Annotated in this window: 21 protein-coding genes, 2 tRNA genes and 1 pseudogene; 16 read left to right on the top strand and 8 right to left on the bottom strand. The window is 66.6% G+C overall.

Translation table 11 applies throughout. The annotated features are described in order from the left end of the window. Nucleotides 1-2 precede the first annotated feature (2 nt). Both GM656_RS12110 and GM656_RS12105 read right to left on the bottom strand, forming a co-directional pair. Entirely contained in the window at nucleotides 3-2,276 is a 2,274-nt protein-coding gene (locus GM656_RS12110) for a CDC48 family AAA ATPase (protein WP_162413940.1), read from the bottom strand. Continuing rightward, nucleotides 2,276-2,521: a DUF7127 family protein gene (locus GM656_RS12105; protein ID WP_162413939.1), complete on the bottom strand. Its 246-nt coding sequence runs from the start codon at nucleotides 2,519-2,521 to the stop codon at nucleotides 2,276-2,278. Before GM656_RS12105 ends, GM656_RS12110 begins: the two co-directional genes overlap by 1 nt. Before the next feature lie 149 nt (nucleotides 2,522-2,670). Between GM656_RS12105 and GM656_RS12100 the strand changes: the two genes are divergently transcribed. Beyond that, complete coding sequence (locus tag GM656_RS12100; RefSeq protein ID WP_162413938.1) at nucleotides 2,671-3,447, top strand: alpha/beta fold hydrolase; 777 nt, start codon at nucleotides 2,671-2,673, stop codon at nucleotides 3,445-3,447. A 21-nt stretch (nucleotides 3,448-3,468) separates the two neighbouring features. Here GM656_RS12100 and GM656_RS12095 read toward each other — a convergent pair whose 3' ends face one another. Then, nucleotides 3,469-4,155 (bottom strand): protein sorting system archaetidylserine synthase, encoded by a 687-nt coding sequence (locus GM656_RS12095; RefSeq protein WP_162413937.1) that lies wholly within the window; start codon nucleotides 4,153-4,155, stop codon nucleotides 3,469-3,471. Nucleotides 4,156-4,244: 89 nt separating this feature from the next. Continuing rightward, nucleotides 4,245-4,925 carry a metal-dependent hydrolase gene (locus tag GM656_RS12090; RefSeq protein ID WP_162413936.1) on the bottom strand — a complete coding sequence of 227 codons (681 nt, stop codon included), beginning with the start codon at nucleotides 4,923-4,925 and terminating at the stop codon, nucleotides 4,245-4,247. Between the two features lie 272 nt (nucleotides 4,926-5,197). Here GM656_RS12090 and GM656_RS12085 point away from each other — a divergent pair, with 272 nt between their 5' ends. Next, nucleotides 5,198-5,503, top strand: coding sequence for a PRC-barrel domain-containing protein (locus GM656_RS12085; RefSeq protein ID WP_162413935.1), 306 nt, complete (start codon nucleotides 5,198-5,200; stop codon nucleotides 5,501-5,503). Here the strand turns inward: GM656_RS12085 and GM656_RS12080 are convergent. Beyond that, nucleotides 5,500-6,966, bottom strand: a complete 1,467-nt coding sequence (locus tag GM656_RS12080; protein WP_162413934.1) for a DHH family phosphoesterase — start codon at nucleotides 6,964-6,966, stop codon at nucleotides 5,500-5,502. The genes GM656_RS12085 and GM656_RS12080 overlap by 4 nt on opposite strands. Before the next feature lie 244 nt (nucleotides 6,967-7,210). Here GM656_RS12080 and GM656_RS12075 point away from each other — a divergent pair, with 244 nt between their 5' ends. Together GM656_RS12075 and GM656_RS12070 are read left to right on the top strand one after the other, a co-directional pair. After that, nucleotides 7,211-7,456 carry a hypothetical protein gene (locus GM656_RS12075; protein ID WP_162413933.1) on the top strand — a complete coding sequence of 82 codons (246 nt, stop codon included), beginning with the start codon at nucleotides 7,211-7,213 and terminating at the stop codon, nucleotides 7,454-7,456. 106 nt (nucleotides 7,457-7,562) lie between these two features. Further along, nucleotides 7,563-7,636 (top strand) — tRNA-Lys (locus GM656_RS12070). Between the two features lie 249 nt (nucleotides 7,637-7,885). Here GM656_RS12070 and GM656_RS12065 read toward each other — a convergent pair. Beyond that, entirely contained in the window at nucleotides 7,886-8,155 is a 270-nt protein-coding gene (locus GM656_RS12065) for a hypothetical protein (protein ID WP_162413932.1), read from the bottom strand. 336 nt (nucleotides 8,156-8,491) lie between these two features. Here GM656_RS12065 and GM656_RS19525 point away from each other — a divergent pair, with 336 nt between their 5' ends. Next, the gene (locus GM656_RS19525) at nucleotides 8,492-8,623 is read left to right on the top strand and encodes a hypothetical protein (RefSeq protein ID WP_277815054.1); all 132 of its coding nucleotides are present in this window, start codon (nucleotides 8,492-8,494) and stop codon (nucleotides 8,621-8,623) included. Between the two features lie 114 nt (nucleotides 8,624-8,737). On the opposite strand, the gene GM656_RS12055 is transcribed toward GM656_RS19525, so the two are convergent. Beyond that, nucleotides 8,738-9,178, bottom strand: coding sequence for a GNAT family N-acetyltransferase (locus tag GM656_RS12055; RefSeq protein ID WP_162413931.1), 441 nt, complete (start codon nucleotides 9,176-9,178; stop codon nucleotides 8,738-8,740). Between the two features lie 90 nt (nucleotides 9,179-9,268). Here GM656_RS12055 and GM656_RS12050 point away from each other — a divergent pair, with 90 nt between their 5' ends. Further along, nucleotides 9,269-9,493 carry a hypothetical protein gene (locus GM656_RS12050; RefSeq protein WP_162413930.1) on the top strand — a complete coding sequence of 75 codons (225 nt, stop codon included), beginning with the start codon at nucleotides 9,269-9,271 and terminating at the stop codon, nucleotides 9,491-9,493. A 213-nt stretch (nucleotides 9,494-9,706) separates the two neighbouring features. On the opposite strand, the gene guaB is transcribed toward GM656_RS12050, so the two are convergent. Further along, nucleotides 9,707-11,191: an IMP dehydrogenase gene (gene guaB / locus GM656_RS12045; protein WP_162413929.1), complete on the bottom strand. Its 1,485-nt coding sequence runs from the start codon at nucleotides 11,189-11,191 to the stop codon at nucleotides 9,707-9,709. 240 nt (nucleotides 11,192-11,431) lie between these two features. Here guaB and GM656_RS12040 point away from each other — a divergent pair, with 240 nt between their 5' ends. From GM656_RS12040 to GM656_RS11995, 10 genes and pseudogenes are all read left to right on the top strand, one after another. Next, complete coding sequence (locus GM656_RS12040) at nucleotides 11,432-11,605, top strand: hypothetical protein (protein WP_162413928.1); 174 nt, start codon at nucleotides 11,432-11,434, stop codon at nucleotides 11,603-11,605. A 6-nt stretch (nucleotides 11,606-11,611) separates the two neighbouring features. Then, nucleotides 11,612-12,499 carry a DUF5794 domain-containing protein gene (locus GM656_RS12035; RefSeq protein WP_162413927.1) on the top strand — a complete coding sequence of 296 codons (888 nt, stop codon included), beginning with the start codon at nucleotides 11,612-11,614 and terminating at the stop codon, nucleotides 12,497-12,499. Between the two features lie 38 nt (nucleotides 12,500-12,537). Then, the gene (locus tag GM656_RS12030; RefSeq protein ID WP_162413926.1) at nucleotides 12,538-12,765 is read left to right on the top strand and encodes a DUF5795 family protein; all 228 of its coding nucleotides are present in this window, start codon (nucleotides 12,538-12,540) and stop codon (nucleotides 12,763-12,765) included. 54 nt (nucleotides 12,766-12,819) lie between these two features. Next, nucleotides 12,820-13,000: transfer RNA gene (locus GM656_RS12025), tRNA-Trp, on the top strand. A gap of 301 nt (nucleotides 13,001-13,301) precedes the next feature. Beyond that, nucleotides 13,302-13,695: pseudogene (locus GM656_RS12020) on the top strand (DoxX family protein). Nucleotides 13,696-13,823: 128 nt separating this feature from the next. Beyond that, a complete protein-coding gene (locus GM656_RS12015) occupies nucleotides 13,824-14,384 on the top strand; it encodes a ribbon-helix-helix protein, CopG family (protein ID WP_162413925.1) in 561 nt (186 codons plus the stop codon). A gap of 201 nt (nucleotides 14,385-14,585) precedes the next feature. Continuing rightward, nucleotides 14,586-15,953 (top strand): ABC transporter substrate-binding protein, encoded by a 1,368-nt coding sequence (locus tag GM656_RS12010; RefSeq protein ID WP_162413924.1) that lies wholly within the window; start codon nucleotides 14,586-14,588, stop codon nucleotides 15,951-15,953. Between the two features lie 136 nt (nucleotides 15,954-16,089). Continuing rightward, nucleotides 16,090-18,141, top strand: coding sequence for a hydantoinase/oxoprolinase family protein (locus GM656_RS12005; protein WP_162413923.1), 2,052 nt, complete (start codon nucleotides 16,090-16,092; stop codon nucleotides 18,139-18,141). Next, nucleotides 18,138-19,865 carry a hydantoinase B/oxoprolinase family protein gene (locus tag GM656_RS12000; protein ID WP_162413922.1) on the top strand — a complete coding sequence of 576 codons (1,728 nt, stop codon included), beginning with the start codon at nucleotides 18,138-18,140 and terminating at the stop codon, nucleotides 19,863-19,865. Before GM656_RS12005 ends, GM656_RS12000 begins: the two co-directional genes overlap by 4 nt. Further along, nucleotides 19,862-21,013 carry an MFS transporter gene (locus GM656_RS11995; protein ID WP_162413921.1) on the top strand — a complete coding sequence of 384 codons (1,152 nt, stop codon included), beginning with the start codon at nucleotides 19,862-19,864 and terminating at the stop codon, nucleotides 21,011-21,013. The genes GM656_RS12000 and GM656_RS11995 overlap by 4 nt, the downstream gene beginning before the upstream one ends. Nucleotides 21,014-21,016: the final 3 nt, after the last annotated feature.

Genomic DNA, 21,016 nt, shown 5'->3' with positions numbered 1-21,016 from the left:
CCCTACTGGAAGGTGCGGCTCGCGCCGGTGTCTTCGCTCACGCCGGGTTCGGCCCGCTCGAAGCGCTGTTCGATCTCGTCGTAGCGCTCGCGGGTGTCCTCGGTGACGCTCGGACCGACCTCCTCGAGGGCGTGCTCGAAGTGGTCCATCGTCACGCGGACGTTGCTGACGCTGTCACCGATCTCCTCGGGGTCCACGCTGTTGATGAACTCCCGGGTCGCGGCCATGGACGCCTCGCGGGCGACCGCCTCGATGTCGGCCCCGACGTAGCCGTCCGTGCGGTTGGCCAGGCCGTCGAGGTCGACGCCGTCGGCCAGCGGCTTGTTCCGGGTGTGGACCTGGAAGATGGCGCGCCGGGCGTCCTCGTCGGGGACGGGCACGTGGACGTGCCGGTCCAGCCGTCCGGGGCGCAACAGCGCGTCGTCGATGAGGTCCGGGCGGTTCGTCGTCGCGACGACGACGACGTTCTCCATGTCCTCGATGCCGTCGAGCTCCGTCAGCAACTGGCTGACGACGCGCTCGCCGACGCCGGAGTCGGTCGTCCCCCCGCCACGCTCGGTGGCGATGGAGTCGATCTCGTCGAAGAACACCACCGTGGGGGCGTTCTCGCGGGCCTTGCTGAACACCTCGCGGACGCCCTTCTCGGACTCACCGACGAACTTGTTCAGCAGCTCCGGTCCCTTCACGGAGATGAAGTTCGACTGGGCCTCGTTGGCGACGGCCTTCGCCAGCAGGGTCTTCCCCGTGCCGGGCGGGCCGTACAGCAGGACCCCCTTCGCGGCTTCGAGGTCCATCGACTCGAAGACGGCTTCGTACTCAAGGGGCCACTGGATGGTCTCCCGGAGCCGTTCCTTGGTGTCTTCGAGCCCGCCGACGGAGTCCCAGGTGACGTCCGGAACCTCGACGAAGACCTCTCGGAGCGCGGAGGGCTCGATGCCCTTCATCGCCTCGCGGAAGTCCTCGTGGCTGATCTCCAGACGCTCCAGCACCTCGGCGTCGATCTCGTCGGATTCGAGGTCGAGTTCGGGCCGGATGCGACGCAGCGCGTTCATCGCGCTCTCTTTCGTGAGGGAGGCGAGGTCAGCGCCGACGAAGCCGTGGGTGTTTTCGGCGTAGTTTTCGATGTTGATCTCCTCGGAGAGGGGCATCCCGCGGGTGTGGACCTGCAGGATCTCCTTGCGGCCCTCCTTGTCCGGGACGCCGATCTCGATCTCGCGGTCGAAGCGGCCGCCCCGGCGCAGGGCGGGGTCGATGGCGTCGACGCGGTTGGTCGCGCCGATGACGATGACCTGCCCGCGCTCTTCGAGGCCGTCCATCAGCGAGAGCAACTGGGCGACGACGCGCCGTTCCACGTCGCCCTGGGTCTCGCCGCGCTTTGGCGCGATGGAGTCGATCTCGTCGATGAAGACGATAGCGGGGGAGTTCTCGGAGGCCTCGTCGAACACCTCGCGGAGTTGCTCCTCGCTCTCGCCGTAGTACTTCGACATGATCTCCGGCCCGGAGATGGTCGTGAAGTACGCGTCGATCTCGTTGGCGACGGCCTTCGCCATCAGCGTCTTCCCCGTGCCGGGCGGGCCGTGGAGGAGGACGCCCTTCGGCGGCTCGATGCCGAGCTGCTGGAACAGCTCGGGGTGGCGCATCGGCAGTTCGATCATCTCGCGGACCTGCTCCAGTTCGTTGTCGAGGCCGCCAATGTCCTCGTAGGTCACGTCGGGCGTGTCGCTGGCCCCGGCCGAGCCCTCGCCGCCGCGGATCTGCTCGGCGGGCTTCTCGCTGACCTCGATCTCGGTCGAGTCGGTCACGACGACCGTTCCCGAGGGGTCGGTCTCGGCGATCTTCAGCGGGATCTTCTGCCCGGACATCGAGGAGAGCGGACCGAGCCCGAAGCTGACCGGGACGGTCTGGCCCTTCGTGACGGCCTGCCCGCTGAGGTTGTTCCGGATCATCGGGCCGACGTTGCCCCGAACCCGGAGGTTCTGGGGCAGGGCGACGGTCACCGACGTGGCGGGGTTGACGTCGGCCTTCTCGACGCCGACGTTGTCGTCGATCCCGACGCCCGCCTCCTGGCGGAGCTGGCCGTCGATGCGGACGATGCCTTTGCCCTGGTCCTCGGGGTAGCCGGGCCAGACGCGAGCGACCGCGCGGCTGTTCTGCTTGCCTTCGAGGACGATGTAATCGCCGTTTTCGAGTTCCAGTTCGTCCATCGCGGCGCGGTCGATGGCGGCGAGTCCGCGGCCCGCGTCCTTCTGTTTTAAGGGTTTGACAGTGAGTTTCATCAGTGATCTTCCTCCGGCGCTGACAGTTCGATAGTGACGACGCCGTGTTTGATAAACGCTCGTGCGTCACCGGCAGGGATTTCCTGCTCGTACTGCTTCCCGTCGGCCACGACGATGACGGTCCCGTCGACCACGTCGACAGTGGCGTCGGTCGCGGGTCCCACGTCCGCCGCGAGCACGACGGTGTCGTCGTACTCGAATCGGCGGAGGGGCGTCTCGTCGAACAACTGCTGTTCTGAAGTCATACTAACTCAAAGTAAGTGCGATAAGTATATAAATCTATCGCTGAAATACGCTATACGGCAGGAATTTCGGACTGAATTGCTTGAATGCGGTTCACACTGATCTCTGGGCGCGCCGAGTTTTTATCCACAGCGGTTCCGAACGGTGTCGCATGGACCGCGCCGACCACGACGGGCGGGCGACGGCGTATCGACGGACTCGCAGGGACGCCGACGATCCCGTGGCGCTGTACGTCCACGGGAGCGGCACGACACACCGCGTCTGGGGCCACCAGTACGGTCCCGCGGGCCCGATCCACCCGGCAGTCGCACTGGACTTGTCAGGCCACGGCGACTCGACCGACATCGTGACCGAACCCGGCACCGAAACCCTCGACGCGTACGCCCGCGACGTGGTCGCGGTCGCGGAGGAGACCGACGCCCAGGTGCTCGTCGGGAACTCCCTGGGGGGAGCCGTCGCCCAGTGGGTCGCGCTGGAAACCGACTGGACGCCCGCAGCGATGGTTCTGACCGGAACGGGCCCTCGGCTCCCGGTGTTCGACGGGCTCCGGGAGTGGCTCGCCGACGACTTCGAGCGCGCCGTCGACTTCCTCCACGGGCGGGATCGGCTGTTCCACGACGCCGACGAGGCGGCCGTGGCGCGCTCTCGCGAGCAAATGGCGGCGGTCGGGCAGACGGTCACTCGCCGGGACTTCCTGACCTGTCACGCCTTCGACGTGCGCGACCGCCTCGGCGAGATCGACGTGCCCGTCTTGGCGATCTGTGGCGAACACGACAAACTGACGCCGCGCGAGTACCACGAGACGCTGGCTCGCGAGATTCCGAACGGCGGGGTCGCGTTCGTTCCCGACGCCGCCCACCTCGCGATGGTCGAACGCCCCGACGAATTCAACGACGTCGTCTCCACGTTCCTCGACGACGTGCTCTGATCGCGGCCGGGCGGTCCCGACTTACTCGCCCCAGTAGTACCGCGGCCCGAGCGCGAAGAACAGGAGCGCGATGGCGAGCATCGCTCGCGGCCCGGCGCGGTGGAAGGCAGTGGGCGCGACGACGGCGACCGCCTGCACGACGCCCATCGGAACCGCGTGCATCGGGCCCGGCTTGGGGTAGTCGAACGGGGCGATCATCGCCGCCGAGAGTACCAGCGCCCCGGCGCTCAGGACGAGCGGATGCGTCACGCCCGCCAGGTAGGCCGTGGCGATGATGATGCTCCCGAGGGTGTTCGGCATCCCCGGGCGCTCGTCCGGCCCGTCGAAGTACGTCGAGTAGAAGGCCGTCCGGACGATGGAGCAGACGACGTACGCAGACGACAGCAGGGCGATGCCGACGAAGGCGATTGGACCGGCCGTCTCGAAGCCGCCGTACTCGTTCGTCAGCGCCACGTAGAGGAACAGGCTCGGCGTCGCGCCGAACGACACCACGTCGGTCACGGAGTCGAGCAGCGGGCCGACGGCCGAGCTGTCGCCGTTTCGCGCGACGATTCCGTCGACGGCGTCCGCGATGACCGCGAGCAGGATGAGGCGGGCGGCGATCTGGAGGTCCGCGAAGGCGACGGCTCCGGCCACGAACCCGACGACGGCGTTGAACAGCGTCACCGCGTCGGCGGCGCTGAGTCGGCGGCGCACCTCGAAGCCCATGCGTGTCCGGTGGGTGACCGCCTACATGAAGGACTCGAAACCGAGCGCCCGCCGGCGGGTCGGCGCTCCCCCGGCGGCTGTCGGCCGTCTCACTCCTCCGGCAGGTCGTGGCCGACGACGAGCCGAGTGGCCGTCGCGAGCGTCCCGACCACGAGGACCACCAGTTCCCACCCGCTCCGGGCGATGGGGAACACGCGGTCGACGTTCGCCGGTTCCGTCTGTCCCGGGTTCGGGTCGACGCCGGTGCTCATCTGCACCTGACTGGAGTTGCCCATCGCCTGCTTCGTCGACCCGCCGCCCCCGCTCGCACCGCCTGTCGACGGCGGTTCCGGGAGGTCGACGAACGTCTGGACGATGCCGCGCTGGGTCGACAGTTCGAGGTGACCGCGCAGCTGATAGAACTGGTCGTACAGCGGCCAGAAGAGGTTCGCACCGCCCGTGATGAGGTCGAGGACGACGTGTCCCACCGCGTAGACGACGACGGAGAACCACGCGACGCGGACGCCGTACGCGCCCCAGCGCCCCCTGATATAGGACTCCTCCCTGACGTACAGGTCCGCGGCGATGACGAGCGCCATGGCGGCTGGGATGACGAGGTTCGTCGTCGCGGCCCGATGGCCGACCTGGAAGTACAGGCCGATGAACGCGTCGACGTCCGGGAACGTCACGACCAGGAGGGACAGCAGGAGCGAGCGCTTGTCGAACGCCGCGCCCAGCAGCGTCGCGGCGAGCAGCCCCACGAACGCGTAGTGGACCACCAGCGAAGGCATACCGACAGGTACGCCAGCAGAGAGATGAGCGTTGTGGTGGACGGTATCAAACCTGGGAATTTCACCAGTCGATTAATATGTCGGTATCGAGAGTACTATCCTGTGGGGAACCCGTGGGGGTGGTACGGTACCCACACGCTACGTTTCTGCGCGGTGGGATGGACTTGTCGACACGTCGAAGTACCGATGGTTCCGACCGACTCGATAGTCGCGTCGCTGACACGAGCGGTCAGCAAAGAAACTTTATAAACCGCCCGACCGACCGGACGCGTATGGGAACGGAGAATTTACCACAGGAGATCACGGCCCTGGTGGGCCGGGAGGTCTACTCGAAAAACGGCGTGTTCGTGGGTGAGGTCGAAGACCTGCGGCTCGAACTCGACCGGCAGGAAGTCACGGGGCTGGCGCTCCACCAGCTCAACACGGAACTGTTCGACGACGAAGTCCGAAAGGCCCGCGGCGTCATCATCCCCTACCGCTGGGTTCAGGCCGTCGGCGACGTGGTCATCGTCAGCGACATCGTCGAGCGGCTCCGACAGCCCGACACCGACGGCGAAGAAGAGGAAGTCCCGGCCTAGCTGCCGTTCGAACTCTCGCCGCTCGAACTGTCGACGCCCATCGCCTCGAACAGCTTTCGCTTGACCGCTTCTTCCGTGAGTTCTAACAGCGTGTCGCGATTGTCGTCGCTCGTGTCCAGCCCGGTGAAGATGCCGAGCGGAATCTCGACGCTGGCGTCCGTCGAGTGCCCGGCGGTCTCGCCCATGTCGCCGAAGGCGTCCGAGAGGACCTTCCCGATGTTCATCCGGATGTCCTTCGAGCGGGCGGCGAGGTAGATGGTGTCGTCGGCGATGGCGAAGACGGCCGTGGTCGTGATGCCTTCGAGGTTCAGGAGGTGCTGTGCGGCCTGTGCGAGCGCGTCGCGGTCGCGGATGAACCCCGCGTTCGAGACGAGGTGACTGCCCTGGACCTCGCGGTTGCGGATGGCCTCGGCGAGCACGTCGAGCGTCTCGGGACTCATCGACGGCGATTCGACCTGTTCGAGCGTGTCGTGGTCGGCGAACGGATAGAGGTAGGCGGCGGCGGTGAGGTCCGCGGGCGTCGTGTCGCGCTTGAAGTCGAGCGTCTCGGCGCGGATGCCGTACAGGAGCGCGGTCGCGACGCTCTGGTCGAGGCTGAGGTCGAGTTCCTGGATGTACTTCGTCAGGATGGTCGAGGTGGCGGAGATGTTCGGCCGGATGTCCGAGAACGTGGCGTCGTGGTCGTACTCGTGCTCGTGTTCGTAGTGGTCGATGACGATGTCGACGACGTCGATGTCGGGTTCGCCGCCCTTGGCCACGTCCACCAGGGCGAACGTGTCGTACGCGTCGAAGTCCACTTCCTCGCTCGAGGTCAGTTCGATGCCGAGGAGGTTCACGAACGCGCGGTTCTCCTGGTGGCCGATCTCCCCCTCGTAGATGATGTCGGCCTCCACGTCGCGGCTCTCGGCGATGGCTCGCAGCGCCGCCGCCGAGGCGATGGAGTCCGGGTCCGGCGACCGATGGATGAGGATACCCATGCGGTCTTCGGTCCCGTCGATCACGTCGCCGAGCTGCGAGGCCTTGTACTCAAGCTCGCCCGTTTCGAGGGCCCGCAGGGCCGAGTCCGCGATGACCGCGGAGGGATTGATGACCACGTCCGCGCCGAGTTCGGTGAGTTCGTCGGCCGAGACCGGGTCGTCCGCGCGGGCGACGATGAACTGCTCGCCGCCGGACTCGCGGATGTTCCGCACCGCCTCGGCGTTGGCACTCACGTCGGGCGACATGATGAGAACGACGTCGCGGTCGGCGACCGTCTCGACGACGTCCATCTCGGCGATGTCGGCCTGCTGTGCGTTGAGGTCCTGGTCACGTAACGCCTCGACTCGCCCCTCGTCGGCGTCGAGGATGAGGACGTCCTTGCCCTCCTCGACGAGTTCCTCCGCCACGGCGTGGCCGACGCTCCCACACCCGAGGATGGCGTACGTCGACATGGACGCCATCGTGATGCCGCTGGCTGCGCTCATTAGTGTCTGAATCGGTTGGCTTGGAGCCTCTTATATTGCATCCATTGCACCACATACCTGTCCGTCTGTCCACACGCGGCCCGAATCATCCGGGACGGCCGCGCTTCCGAGACGGAAACGGTCGGGACGCTCGCTCTGTCTCCGGGCGGCATCAGGGGCTACGTATTTACGCCGGTCGGACGCACGTAAGGGCGATGCTCACACGGTACCGACGGTTCGACTCCCGGTCGACGAGAGGCGACCGATGAGTCTCATCACCGCCCTCGTCGTCCTGGTCGTCGGCTTCCTCTCGGGACTCGTCGTCCGGTGGGTCGCCGGTCTCGCCGCGCTCGTCGCCCTCCTGCTGGTGATCTTCGGCGTCGCAGCCCCCGAGATCGGCCTCGTGAACTTCGTCATCGAGCGGTACTACCAGGGCAACGAACTGCTCTTCCTGGCCGGCCTCCTGTTCGGCATCGACGCCGAGCGAACGAGAGAGATCGTCGAGAACTGACTGTCGACCGAGCGGTCGCGATAGGCATGCGAACTGGGTCCAAACCGACAGGCGACGAGAGAATGAAAACCTATTTTACCAGGCCGTCCAGAGCATTGAGTGCACTGGGCCGGTAGCTCAGTCTGGCAGAGCGACGGCCTCTTAAGCCGTCGGTCGAGGGTTCAAATCCCTTCCGGCCCGTTTTCCTGCGGACGAATGTGAGCAGTGAAAACGCCGAAGGGGTTGAAGCAGGGAGGTCGCGCACAGCGAAGCGAGCACGTCCGACCGTGGTTCAAATCCCTTCCGGCCCGCTTCTGCGACGAACAGTTCGTGAAGAGCGGAGCGGTTACGAAGGGTTTGCATGACGGCACGAGCGAGCGGCAACGAGCGACGTGCAGGTGGTTCGAATCCCTTCCGGCCCGCATCTATCCGAGATTCGCCGCGGTCGGCTCACCCCTCGCGGCTCTCGTCGTCGGTCTCGAATATCTCGTCCACGTCCGCCGCGTCGACGTGCGTCATCTCCTCGGCCATCTGCCTGATCTGCTCTCTGTCGGGGTCGTTTCCGCGTCTCACGGGTTCGTCGTCGTCAGCCGTTCTCTCGGCGTCGGCGCTCGCGAGCAGATCCCAGAGCAGGTCGTCGTAGCTCGTCTCCGGTCCCTTCCGGCGGTCGAGTTCCTCCACGAGCGCCTCGGAGACGGGAATCGTGGTCTCGTCACTCATTGGCAGGAGATTCGTCTCGCGGTGGATGTAAGTACTGGCCGTCGAGCTTCAGTCCGCCGGCCGCCGCAAGCGCCCCCGTGGTCCCGAGTCGCCGCCCTTCCACCGTCAGACGCTCCAGAATGCATTTACCGGACGCGCTTGAAGCCCGGATGTATGGTATTCACGCCATTACAGGTCCCCGGCGCCGCCTATAGTAACAATTGAAACGATGTACACCCGATCGCACTGCCATCGTGCGATCGGGTGTGCACTGACTTTCAATGGCTACTATAACTGCTGATCGTCCTGTTCATCTTCGTTATCGGACTGGCGATACTGGTCGGCGCGTCCTACTGGGTGTACTCCGACGCGAAGGGTCGCGGCGACGACAAGGCCGTGCTGTGGGGGGTGCTCACCGCCCTCGGCTTCTTCATCGGCCTAATCCCAGGCGTGCTCGTCGTCGTGGTGTACCTGGTCGTCCGGGAATAGCTCGCGAACCGTCCCTCCAACCGATTGACTCTTCGAGCGCGACGCGTCGATCAGCCGGTGCTGTTGCCCTACTCGAACCGGACACCAGTCGATGGCGTCTGGGTTGCCCGCAGCTCAGCCGTCCAGTGGCTTGCGCATCTCGACGTGAGGAATCCCTGCCTCCTCGAACTCGCTGCCGTCAGTCTCGTAGCCCAGATTCCGGTAAAAACCCTCGACGCGGGTCTGTGCATGCAGGACGACGCTTTCGGCCTCGTTCTCGCGAGCGGCCTCCTCGACGGCCCGCATCAGGGCCGCGCCGACGCCGGCGCCGCGGGCGGACTCCCGAACCGCGACCCGCTCGGCCTTGCCCACCTCCGGTTCAGGAAAGCGGAGGCGGGCAGTCCCGACCGGGTCGTCGCCGTCGCGGGCGAGAAACTGCACCGCGTCTGGGTCTTTTCCGTCCAGTTCCTCGCTCGCGGCGACGCCCTGCTCCTCGACGAACACCGTCATTCGAATCTCGCTTGCGGCCTCTTCGAAGTCGCTCCACGATCCTGTCTCGACGGTGATGTCACCCATGGGAAGGGGATACGGCGACCGACGCTGTGTGTCTTCCGTTCGATCCACCGCCGAAACTGTCAACACAGCGGCGTCTGTATCGGGGGACGCATGACCTACGAGTACGCTCGCGACCACGAACACGAACTGTCGGCCGAATTCCTCTACCCGTCGGACGCCGACGTACTGGATATCTACGAATCGGGCGAGAGCCTGATGGTCGACGTCGCAGTCATCTGTCCCGAGTGCAGCGACACGCTCGCGCTCACGGCCACGGTCGGGAGCGTCACCGAGTCGACGGTGGACCTTCCGCTGGACGAGGAGTACTACGACTGAGACGGACCGCTGTCCACAATAATTTAGTCCGCGGCGAAGATACCGCCCGGTGTCATGTCCGACTTCGATACGTTCGACTGTGCCAACTGCGGCGAATCGTTCAAAGCGTATCCGGACTCGAACGCGGCCGAGAAAGAGGCGTGTAGTCCGGCCTGCGAAACGGCCCTGTAACGGCTGCTCCGACGTTTCTGGCGCTCGAACGCCTCAACAGCCTCAGCTGTCGGGGCTGTAGTTGGGCGCTTCGTCGGTGATCATCACGTCGTGGGGGTGACTCTCTTGCTGGCCGGCTGCGGAGACGCGGACGAACTCCGCGCGCTCTTTGAACTCGGGAATCGTGGCCGCGCCGACGTAGCCCATCCCGGACTGCATGCCGCCGACGAGCTGGTGGAGTTCGGACTGGAGCGAGCCCTTGTACGGCGTCGCCGCCTCGACGCCCTCGGGGACGTACTCCTCGCCCTCCTCGTCGTCCTTGAGGTAGCGCTCGCCGCCGCCCTCGTTCATCGCGCCGACGCTGCCCATGCCGCGGTACTGCTTGTACTTCTTGCCGTTCATCGTGATGACGCGGCCCGGTGCCTCGTCCGTGCCGGCGAAGTACGAGCCGAGCATGACCGCGTCCGCGCCGGCGGCGATGGCCTTGATCGCGTCGCCGGAGTAGCGGATGCCGCCGTCGGCGATGACGGGCACGTCGTGCCGGCTCGCCACGTCGGCGACCTGCGCGACGGCGGTGATCTGGGGCATTCCCGAACCCGTGACGACGCGGGTCGTACAGATCGAACCCGGGCCGATGCCGACCTTCACGCCGTCGGCGAAGTCGACGACGGCCTCGGCGGCCTCGCGGGTCCCGATGTTACCGACGACCACGTCGGCCTCGACTTCCGCTTTGATCTCGCGGGCGCTGTCGATGACGTTCGCGTTGTGGGCGTGCGCGCAGTCGATGAACAGCACGTCGACGCCGGCCTCGTCTGCCGTCTGCGCGCGCTCGACCTCGAACGGCCCCACGGCCGCGCCACAGCGCAGCGCGCCGTCGTGGTCGCGAGCGGCCTGGTCGTACTCACGGCGCTGGAGGATGCCCTGCATGGTGACCAGTCCGACGAGTCGGTTCTCGTCGTCGATGATCGGGACGCGCTCGATCTTGTGGTCGTACATCAGTTCGAGCGCCTCGCGGGGTGTCACGTCCTCGGGTGCGGTGACGACCTCGTCGGTCATCGCGTCGGTGACGGCGTCGTCTTCGCCGACTTCCAGGTACGGCCGGATGTCCGTCCCGGAGATGATACCCAGCACTTCCTCGCTGTCGTCGGCAACGACCGGTGCGCCGGAGACGCCTTCGCGCTCCATCATCTCGTCGACCTCGCGGACGGTCTGGCTCGGACTGGCCGTGACGACGTCGCGGATGATGAGCTCGTCGGCGCGTTTGACCCGCTCGATCTCGGTCGCCATCTCGTCGGCGTCCATGTTGCGGTGGAGGACGCCGAGACCGCCCTGTCGCGCCATCGCGATGGCCATATCGCTCTCGGTGACGGTGTCCATCGCCGCCGAGAGCACGGGCACGGTCAGCTCGACCGACTTCGAGACGCGCGTGGCCGTGTCCGCCTCGTCCGGTTCGACGCGGGACTCCTTCGGTCGCAGGAGCACGTCGTCGAAGGTCAACGCCTCCGGTACACGGAGCTTCTCGGAGAAGGGCTCGGAATCGTTCGCCATGTAAATCGTCCACGACGGCCCGGCAAAAACGTTGCGAGACTCGCCGCTACGTGGTGCCTGCTGGCACACCCCTGCCGAGAACTGGCCGTCCACGGCAGCCGCTGTTTCGGGCCATTCGTGTCGATATGCACGCAGAGGTGAGACGTTCGTCCAGAGATGGGGTGAGAAGCCTGAATTATCGTGTTCCGTGTGGTCGACTCTCACGCAACGATTATGTGCGAATGAAGGATAATTACAGATATGCGTCTCACCGAACCCGCGTGCAACGGGAGTGTCCGCCAGACGACGACCGCCACGGCGTCGGGCAACACAACGTTCGCGGGGTTCGGGAAACGGTTCTGGTTCGCGGCCCGTCGTGTACGCCAGGACAGCGCGAGAACCCTCCGACGGGAGTCGGGACACGTGCTGGCGTAACACGACATGAGTACCTCCAGACATCCGATCGCCCTCGACATCGAGCAGCGGGTCGGCCGCGGCGGCCGCCTGCTGGCCACCGTGATGGGACTACCGTTAGTCGACGGTATCTTCCCGGTCCTCGTCCTCGCCGGCGCGCTCTCGACCTGGACCGGCGTCCTCGAAGTCGGACTCCTCGTCTTCGGCGGATCCGCCACCGTCGCCGTCGTCCTCGCCGAACTCGAAGGCGGCCCCCGACAGCAGGCGCGTTCCGTCCTCCTCATCGGCGCAATCCTGCTGCCGATCGCCCTCGTCGAAGCCGCGCTCGCACCGACTATCGCGGGCCTCGTCGAACTGGCCGTCCTCGAGCGCTTCGCCGGCATCGTCATCCTCGCGATCGCGGCCCAGACCGCCAGCGCCCGCATCGGCGAGTACCTGCCCCGACCGGCGGTCATCGTCGCTCTCGGCCTGCTGGCGAGCGTCGACCCCGCAGGCGCGACGTTCGTCGCGACCCTCGAACCCGGCGTCTTGCTCCGGGCCGCGGCCACCGCCGGCGTCGGCGTCGCGTTCGCGCTCGCCGTCGCGCTCGCGAGCCCCTGGCTCCGCAACGCCGTCGACATCGACCGCTTCCGGTTCGGCAGCGCCGTCGCGCTCGGCGTGCTCGCGCTCTCGGTCCTTGGCGTGATGCCCACCGACGCGCCGGTCGCTCTCGCCGTCCTCGCGGTCACGGCGCTGCTGTCGTTCGACCCCCAGAACGTCCGACAGCGCCACAGCGAGTACCGGCCGGACGCCGTCGACCTCACCGCCGCGTTCTCCGACGGCGGAGCGTCACAGGGCGTCGCCGCCGCCGAGCACACCGACGAAGGAGCCGCCGTCGACTACGAACCCGACGAGGAACGCGCGCCGTGGCTCTGAGGGAGAAGCTTTAGGCCCGTCAGGACCGGTCCTCCGGTATGAGCGACAACCGCGTGGTCCAGGGGCGGATGCAGACCCCCGAAAGCCTCGCCGAACTCATCGAAGGCGACTCCGTCATGGACGCAGAACCAATCGAAGACGCCGACCGAGACTGCCCCGAGTGCGGCGAGAACGTCATCACCGTCGGGTACATGCCCTCCGCGCTCGAGTTCGTCACCGGCTACAAGTGCCAGGAGTGCGACTGGGCAGAGACCGACCGCGACTGATCGCCGTCCGGCAATCGAAATCCCTTTAATGCGAGTCGGCTTACGCCGGAGTGCGGGGTCGTGGCCTAGTCCGGGAAGGCGGCTGACTCCAGAGGCCACGCGCCTGGGACGACACTCCAAGGGCTGATATACTGAGCGGCCGACTGATCATCGGTTCGCGACGATGACCCTCTGGAGTTCCGAGGCGCAGGACGGAGATATCAGCCGATCGGGGGTTCAAATCCCTCCGACCCCATACACTATATAAGTACAGCGGCCTATTTCGCCGCTTTCGCTTCACCACTCCAGAGCGGCCAGCACGAGGTGGTCGCAGTGAGTCTCGACCGTCGCTCCTCTGAGGAGTTGCCCCTCATCTGTGAGTTCTGCGGCGAGATCATCGATCAGCCGAACCAACGCTGCCCAGTCACCGACGACGGTCGGAGGTGTCGCCCAGCGAGGCAGGTCAGGCGACAGACGCCGTCAATACCCACACACCGTCTGAGAGCGCCACCCCGAATCGCAACTTGCTTTCTGCTGGTCGCCGTCACTAGTGACAGATGCGTGTCGCCCTGACGCCGTTCAAGCGGCCGTTGTGCTACCTGATGGCGGTTCTGTACATCGTCGCAGGAGGCTTGCACTTCGTCGTCCCGGCGCTGTACGTCCAGATCGTGCCGCCGGTTTTGCCCGCACCGCTCGCGCTGGTGTATCTCTCCGGCCTCGCCGAAATCGCTGTCGGGGTCGGCCTGCTGGTGCCACGGACGCGGTCGCTCGCCGCGTGGGCGACGATCGCCTTACTCGTCGCGATCTTTCCCGCGAACGTCTACATGGCCGTGTCCATGGTGACCATTGAAGGGGGCGCCCGGTGGCGGCGACCCCTCCGTACTGGCCCGCTGGAGCAGGTTGCCCCTGCAGGGCGTGTTGATCCTCTGGGCGTACTGGTACACCGACTGAACGCGCAACCGGCGACGAGTGACTGACTAGAACGTCGCTTCTGTGGTCTGAAACCGTCGCTGGAGCGCTCTAGACCAGTCGACCGAACGACCGTGAGGTATAGACGTATCGAACGTGTGCAACTGCGTATGACTATGGACAGAGCCACGGTATCACTTGACGAAGACGCGAAGGAGGCGCTCGAAGACCTCACGGAACGGACCGGGCACGGCCAGAGCGAACTGTTCCGGCGGGCGCTGACGTTCTACGCGGCGAACTTCCAGGCGGCGACGACAGACGCCGGGACGAAACTGGGCGACTATCACAAGATGCTCTCCGGCGGAGAGCACGTGCTGCTGGACGTGGACTTCCTCCACTGCTTTCTGGACTTCGTCTCCGACGGCAGCGGGACGCCCGACCCGGAGTTCCTCGAGAGCGCCGACAGGGTCTCAGACTACCACGCCCGCGAGTACGACGGCGAGTTCGAGACGCTGGACGAACTACTGGAGTGGCTCTCGCTCTGTGGCTTCCTCAGCGTCCGCCGGAGCGACGAGAACCGCTATCACGTGGTGTTCCCGTCCGACCACATCCGCTGGTTCATGACCCGCTTCATCGAGCGCAGCACCGTGGATCTCCCGTTCGACATCGACATCGAGGAGGGACTGACCAAAGTGTTGATTACCGAACACGATAACGGGTCGAGAGACTGACGAACTTCCTCGTTTTGCACCGTCTCCACAATCGCACATCGCGCGGAGAACGAAACGGGCCGTCTCTATCGTTTTCTGCACGATTTACGCAATCGTATGCAGTGATCATACGATCTCACACGACAGCGGATCCCGTATTCTCACGTGTGAGACGTTAACAACAACGTATATAATACTCTATCATGGTCAATTGAACGTACCATGTCTGGTGATAACAAATTTATCGAACGGCTTAACAGACGGCGGTTTCTCCGCGCGACCGGCCTGATCGCCGCCGGTGGTCTGGCAGGCTGTTCGAGTCAGGAAGAGTTACAGGGTGACGGTGGCGACGGGAGCGGCGGGAGCGACGGCGGTGACGGGGGAGGCGGCGGTGACGGAAGTTCCGGATCGACCGACAGCGGGGGAGACGGCGGCGACTCCGAGAGCAGCGAACCGATCGACGTCGGCGTCGTCATTCCGTTCAGCGGCGACCTGAGTGACTTCGGTGAACCGATGCTGAATGCGCTCCAGATGGCTGCCAAAGACATCAACGCGGCCGGTGGTCCCCTCGGTCGCGAGATCAGACTCCACGACGAGGACTCCGAGACCAACTCGACGGCGGGGGTCAATGCGGCCAACTCGCTGATCAACACCCAGAACGTCTCCTCGATAATCGGTGCCGTCTCCAGCGGCGTGACGATCAGTATCGCCTCGTCGGTGACGATTCCGAACGAGACGTTGCACATCACGTCCGCGTCATCGTCGCCGACGATCAGCACGCTCGACGACAACGATCTGGTGTTTCGCACCCGGACCAACGACCGCTTCGTCGCGAAGGTGATGGCCCAGATCATCCAGAACCAGGACGTCGAGAAGGCGGCCGTCCTGCACATCAACAACGACTTCGGAAAGGCGCTGGCGAACACCTTCGAGGAGTCCTTCACCGGCACCACGACGGCGAAAGTCGGCTACGAATCCGGCCAGTCGTCGTACCAGCAGGTCCTCTCGGAACTGTACGCCGACGACCCCGAGTTCGTCGCGCTCGCGGGCTACCCCGAGAGCGGGACGACCATCCTCAGCCAGTGGAACGAGGAGGGCTACGGAGGCAACTGGGTCCTGCACACCAGTCTGCTCTCGAACGACTTCCTGAACAACGTCGGGTCCGACGTCCTCAACGGGATGTACGGTGTGCGCACGAAACCGCCGACGGGCGACGCGACGGAGTCCTTCAAGAGCGACTACGCCTCGGCGTATCCGGACGCCGACCTGTTCTCGCCGTACTCGTGGAACTCCTACGACGCGCTGCTGTCGTACGCGCTTGCGGTCCACCACGCGGGAACCACCGACTCCGGCGCGGTCAAGGAGAGCATGCGGGCCGTCTCGAACCCGGACGGCATGGCGGTCAGTTACGGCCAGTTCGCCGACGGGGTGAGCAAGATCGACGGCGGTTCCGCCATCGACTACTCCGGCCCGAGCGGCACCGTCAACTACGACTCCAACGGCGACGTCGCCAGCGACATGGCCGTCGTCAAAGTGGAGGACGGGTCGTTCACCGACCAGCGGACCATCCCGGCGAACGAGCTGATCTGAAGGCGTCGGAAGCCGGAATCGCAACCCGACGCGGCCCTCGTGCCGTGGCGGGCACCAGCGCTGCTAGAAGCTACTATGAGAAGTTGTCAACGCACGAACCAGCAGCCGAGCAGTATCGCCTATCGAGGGATGACAGATGGACGACGCTGAAACGCGCGTCGGTGTCGACATCGGTGGCACCTTCACCGACCTCGTGACGATCAGCGACGGGGTCGTCGACGTGACGAAGACGCCGTCGACGCCAGCGACGCCCGAGACGGGCGTGATCAACGGACTGGAGAAGCTCCACGAGCTCGAAGGGCTCCGGTTCGGAGACGTCGGCTTCCTCGCGCACGGAACGACGGTCGCGACGAACGCCGTCCTCGAGGGCGAGTGGGCCGACACCGCGCTGGTCACCACCGAGGGGTTCCGCGACGCACTCGAGATCGGCCGCCAGGCGCGGCCGGACATCTACGATTTCCAGTCGGAGAAGCCGACGCCCGTCGTCGAGCGACACCGCCGCTACACCGTCCCCGAGCGACTGGACGAGCGCGGCGAGGTGAGGCGCGAACTCGACGAGGCGGCGGTCCGTGACCTCGCGGGAGACCTGTCCGCGGCCGATGTCGACAGCGTCGCGATCAGCCTGCTGTTCTCCTTCGAGAACGACGACCACGAGCGCCGGGTCGCGGAACTGCTCGAAGACGAAGGGGTGGACGCCAGCTACTCGCTGTCCAGTTCCGTCCTCCCGGAGATCCGCGAGTACGAGCGGACGCTGACCACGTCGCTGAACGCCTCCCTGAAGCCGGTGATGGACCGCTACATCGGCACCCTCGAATCGCGCATCGAGGACGCGGGGATCAGCGCCGAACTGAAGATCATGCAGTCGAACGGCGGCATCATCACCGCAGACGCCGCCCGGGAACAGCCAGTCAACACCCTGCTCTCCGGTCCGGCCGCCGGCGTCCAGGGCGCGACGTACGTCGCCGGACTGGCCGGCACGGAGGACCTGGTGACGATGGACATGGGCGGGACGTCCTGTGACGTCTCGCTCGTGGAGGGCGGCGACCCGCTGGTCGCCACCGACGTCGAAGTCGGTGACTACCCGGTGAACGTCCCGATGATCGACATCCACACGGTCGGGGCCGGGGGCGGTTCCATCGCGTGGATCGACGAGGGCGACGCGCTCCGCGTCGGGCCGAAGTCGGCCGGGGCAGACCCCGGCCCGATCAGCTACGGCCGCGGCGGGGAGCGGCCGACGATCACCGACGCGCACCTGTTGCTTGGCCGCCTGAACCCCGAGTCCTTCCTCTCGGGCGAACTCGACGTGGAAGTCGCCGACGTCGAGCGCGCCTTCGAGGCGCAACTCGCCGACCCGCTGGGCGTCTCCGTCGAGGAGGCCGCACAGGGCGTCCTCAACGTCGCGAACGCGAACATGGAGCGCGCGTTGCGCGTGGTCTCCGTCGAGCGTGGCTACGACCCGCGCGACTTCGGTCTGGTGGCCTTCGGCGGGGCCGGACCGCTGCACGCGGCGACGCTCGCGGCGGAACTCGACATTCCACGGATCGTCGTACCCCGGACCGCGGGGGTCCTCTCCGCGCTCGGCCTCCTGATCAGCGACATCCTCTACGATTACAGCGCGTCGCGCGTGCGCAGGTGGGCGGACGTCTCGCCGGCGGCCCTCCAGCGCGAGTTCGACGAGTTCGTCGCCACTGGGCGTGACCGCCTCGACGCGGAGGACCTCCCCGCGGGACAGATGCAGTTCGAGCGCTCGGTCGACCTGCGCTACGTCGGCCAGTCGTTCGAACTCTCCGTCCCCGTCCCGACCGGCGACATCGACGCGGACGCGAAGTCGGCGATCCGGGACCGGTTCCACCAGAAGCACCGCCAGCGCTACGGCCACGCCTACGAGGACGAACCGATCGAGCTCGTGACGCTGCGGACGCGGGCGCGGGGCGTCGTGGAGACGCCGGACCTGCGACCGGCCGACGCGGGCGGCAGCGTCGAGGACGCCGTCGCAGACACCCGCGAGGTGCGCTTCGACGAGCGGCGGTACGACACCAGGGTCTACGACCGGGACGGCCTCCCGACGGGGGCCGCCTTCGACGGACCGGCCGTCGTCGAGGGCGAGGAGAGCACCGTGGTGGTGCGACCCGGTCAGCGCGCCGAGGTCGACGAGTACGGCAGCCTGATCGTGGAGGTGAACCGATGACACGAGACGTCGATTCGGTCACGCTGGAAGTGACGCGCAACGCCGCAATCGCGGTGTGCGAGGAGATGAACGCCAACCTCATCCGCACCGGCTACTCGCCGAACATCAAGGAGCGGCGGGACTGCTCGTGCGCGATGTTCGACGCGGACGCCGAGATGATCTCCCAGGCGGAGAACATGCCGGTCCACCTCGGCGCGATGCCGTTTTCGGTGGAGGCGGCCATCGACCGCTTCCCGCCGGAGACGCTGTCGCCGGGCGACGCGGTCTTGCTGAACGATCCATTCTACGGGGGCGCACACCTGCCGGACCTGACGCTCGTGACGCCGGTGTACCACGACGGCGACCTGATCGCCTTCGCGGCCAATCGGGCGCACCACGCCGACATCGGCGGCTCCCACGCCGGGAGCGTCTCCGCCGACTCAACCGAAATCTATCAGGAGGGGCTGCGTATCCCGCCCGTGAAGCTGTTCGAGGGCGGCGAGCCCAACGACGACATCTTCGACATGATCCTCTCGAACGTCAGGACCCCGGACGAGCGACGGGGCGACCTGCGCGCACAGGAGGCCGCAAACGAGACCGGGAAACGGCGGTTCACCGAACTCGCCTCGAAGTACGGCAGCGGGCAACTCGAAGCCGCACTGGAGGAGATCAAGGACTACTCCGAGCGCCGGATGCGCAGCGAGATCGAGTCGCTCCCGGACGGCACCTTCGAGTTCGCGGACGTCCTCGACGACGACGGGGCCGGGAACACGGACCTACCTATCGAGGCGGCGGTCACCGTCGACGGGGACGAGGTCCACGTCGACTTCACCGGAACCGCGCCACAGACAGACGGCCCGATCAACGCCGTCTTCGCGGTCACGGCGTCGGCGACTTACTACGCGGTCCGCTGTGTCACTGACCCCGATATCCCGCCGAACCACGGCTGCTACCGGCCGATAGAGATCACCGCGCCGGAGGGGACCATCGTCAACCCCGAACCGCCCGCCGCGGTGGTCGGGGGGAACCTCGAAACGTCCCAGCGAGTCACCGACGTGGTACTGGGAGCGTTCGGCGACGTCGTCCCGGAGCGAGTCCTCGCCGGCTCGCAGGGGACGATGAACAACATCACGTTCGGCGGCACCGATCCGCGCGACGACTCGCCGTACGCCTTCTACGAGACGCAGGGCGGCGGCTTCGGCGGCCGGTCGGGCAAGGACGGCATCGACGGCGTCCACGTCCACATGTCGAACACGATGAACACGCCCGCCGAAGTCCTGGAGACGGCCTATCCCATCCGGGTGACCCGCTACCAGCTTCGCCCCGACTCGGGCGGTGCGGGCGAGTTCCGCGGCGGGCTGGGCCTCAGGCGAGATATCCAGGTCCGGGGCCACGAGGCCACGTTCAGCCTGCTCGCCGACCGCCACATCCACCAGCCGTACGGCCTTGCTGGGGGAGCGGACGGCGAGTCGGGGAGCGCCCTGCGCATCGACCCGGACGGCGAGGAGGTGCGGTTGCCACAGAAATCCACGCACCAGCTTCCGCCGGAGACCATCGTCAGCATTCGGACTCCCGGAGCCGGTGGCTACGGCGACCCCGCCGACCGGGACCCCGACGCTATCGAACGCGACATCGAACTGGGGAAGATAACGCCCGAGGCGGCTCGCGAGGCCTACGGCTACGAGGCCGAGACGGGGCCGGCGTCGGCCGCCTCGACGCCCGACGGGGGTCCAGATGACGGATGACCGAGTCCCGCGCCCCGTGGGGGTTGCGCGCCGCACCGCACCTCGCGGTGTTCGGGATGGGGTACGTCATGTTCGGCTACGCCGGCGTCCCGGCGTACTTCCTGGGACGGTACGGTATCGACTACGCGGCGTTCGGCCTGCTGATGTCCGCGACGTTGCTGCCGTTCGTCCTGGTCCAGTGGCCCGCGAGTCGGCTGGTCGAGCGGACCACGTCGACCCGGCTGTTACTGTGGACGACGGCCACACAAGCCGTGCTGGCGCTGACGCTCGACTTCGCGCCGACCTACGGGACGCTGCTCGGACTCCGGTTCCTCTGGGGCGTCGCGGCGGGCGTGTTGCTCAGCGTCGGTGCGACCCACGTCGCCCGGCTCTACGAGGGGACGACCGCGAGTCGTCAACAGGGGTTCTACGGCGGAATGCTAACCTTAGGCGGCGCCACGGGATTCCTCGCGGCGCCCCAGTTCGTGACGGTGACTGCCGGAGCCGGCGTCCACGCGCTCGGCGCGCTGCTGGCCGTGCCGGCCTTCGGCGCGCTCTGGCTCCACCGTTCGGATCGACGGACGGCACCGACGAGCACGGAACCCGACGTGTCGCCGCTCTCGGTCGTGACCGACCGACGGGTGTTGCTGGCGTCGCTGTGTTACGTTGCGATCATCAGCTCGTACATGACCCTCTCGACGTTCGTGACGGCCTACTTCGAGGAACTCGGGGTCCTCGGTCCGCTGAACGCGCTGGTGCTGGGCACGGCGTCAGTCGGCCGAGGGCTCGGTGGCAGCGCCGTCTTCTGGTTGCCCCTCGACGACGAGGGCGTCATCGGCGGTTCGACCGGCGTCGCCTTCGCCGGATTTCTCCTGCTCGCCGGGGGCTCTTCCGGGCTACTGCTCGTCGGCCTCCCGTTCGTCGTCATGCTCGCGGTGTCCGTGCCGTTCGGCGCCGTCTACAACGTCGCCGCCAGCGCCACGAACGCGGAGGGCACGGCGCTGGCGACGGTCGTCGCGCTCGGAAACGTCGCGGCCCTCGCCTTTCCCCCGATCACCGGCGCGGTGCGGGACGTGACGGGGGGGTACGACGGGGCGTTCGTTCTGCTCGGCGCGCTCAACGCGCTCGCAGTCGTCGCCGCCGTGACACTCGCTCGGAGATCACGATGAAAC

It is taken from the genome of Haloarcula salina, from assembly GCF_010119195.1.
Lineage (GTDB): Archaea > Halobacteriota > Halobacteria > Halobacteriales > Haloarculaceae > Haloarcula > Haloarcula salina.
This window is presented reverse-complemented; position numbering and strand designations above follow the sequence as displayed.

What these genes read in the sequence shown, in the direction of transcription:
- GM656_RS12035 (WP_162413927.1), top strand. Translation starts at nt 11,612, where the DNA reads ATGAGTACCTCCAGACATCCGATCGCCCTCGACATCGAGCAGCGGGTC.
- GM656_RS12005 (WP_162413923.1), top strand. Translation starts at nt 16,090, where the DNA reads ATGGACGACGCTGAAACGCGCGTCGGTGTCGACATCGGTGGCACCTTC.
- GM656_RS12085 (WP_162413935.1), top strand. Translation starts at nt 5,198, where the DNA reads ATGGGAACGGAGAATTTACCACAGGAGATCACGGCCCTGGTGGGCCGG.
- GM656_RS12040 (WP_162413928.1), top strand. Translation starts at nt 11,432, where the DNA reads ATGCGTCTCACCGAACCCGCGTGCAACGGGAGTGTCCGCCAGACGACG.
- GM656_RS12000 (WP_162413922.1), top strand. Translation starts at nt 18,138, where the DNA reads ATGACACGAGACGTCGATTCGGTCACGCTGGAAGTGACGCGCAACGCC.
- GM656_RS12050 (WP_162413930.1), top strand. Translation starts at nt 9,269, where the DNA reads ATGACCTACGAGTACGCTCGCGACCACGAACACGAACTGTCGGCCGAA.
- GM656_RS12010 (WP_162413924.1), top strand. Translation starts at nt 14,586, where the DNA reads ATGTCTGGTGATAACAAATTTATCGAACGGCTTAACAGACGGCGGTTT.
- GM656_RS12030 (WP_162413926.1), top strand. Translation starts at nt 12,538, where the DNA reads ATGAGCGACAACCGCGTGGTCCAGGGGCGGATGCAGACCCCCGAAAGC.
- GM656_RS12075 (WP_162413933.1), top strand. Translation starts at nt 7,211, where the DNA reads ATGAGTCTCATCACCGCCCTCGTCGTCCTGGTCGTCGGCTTCCTCTCG.
- GM656_RS12100 (WP_162413938.1), top strand. Translation starts at nt 2,671, where the DNA reads ATGGACCGCGCCGACCACGACGGGCGGGCGACGGCGTATCGACGGACT.
- GM656_RS12110 (WP_162413940.1), bottom strand. Translation starts at nt 2,276, where the DNA reads ATGAAACTCACTGTCAAACCCTTAAAACAGAAGGACGCGGGCCGCGGA.
- GM656_RS12015 (WP_162413925.1), top strand. Translation starts at nt 13,824, where the DNA reads ATGACTATGGACAGAGCCACGGTATCACTTGACGAAGACGCGAAGGAG.
- GM656_RS11995 (WP_162413921.1), top strand. Translation starts at nt 19,862, where the DNA reads ATGACCGAGTCCCGCGCCCCGTGGGGGTTGCGCGCCGCACCGCACCTC.
- guaB (WP_162413929.1), bottom strand. Translation starts at nt 11,191, where the DNA reads ATGGCGAACGATTCCGAGCCCTTCTCCGAGAAGCTCCGTGTACCGGAG.
- GM656_RS12055 (WP_162413931.1), bottom strand. Translation starts at nt 9,178, where the DNA reads ATGGGTGACATCACCGTCGAGACAGGATCGTGGAGCGACTTCGAAGAG.
- GM656_RS12065 (WP_162413932.1), bottom strand. Translation starts at nt 8,155, where the DNA reads ATGAGTGACGAGACCACGATTCCCGTCTCCGAGGCGCTCGTGGAGGAA.
- GM656_RS12095 (WP_162413937.1), bottom strand. Translation starts at nt 4,155, where the DNA reads ATGGGCTTCGAGGTGCGCCGCCGACTCAGCGCCGCCGACGCGGTGACG.
- GM656_RS12080 (WP_162413934.1), bottom strand. Translation starts at nt 6,966, where the DNA reads ATGAGCGCAGCCAGCGGCATCACGATGGCGTCCATGTCGACGTACGCC.
- GM656_RS12105 (WP_162413939.1), bottom strand. Translation starts at nt 2,521, where the DNA reads ATGACTTCAGAACAGCAGTTGTTCGACGAGACGCCCCTCCGCCGATTC.
- GM656_RS12090 (WP_162413936.1), bottom strand. Translation starts at nt 4,925, where the DNA reads ATGCCTTCGCTGGTGGTCCACTACGCGTTCGTGGGGCTGCTCGCCGCG.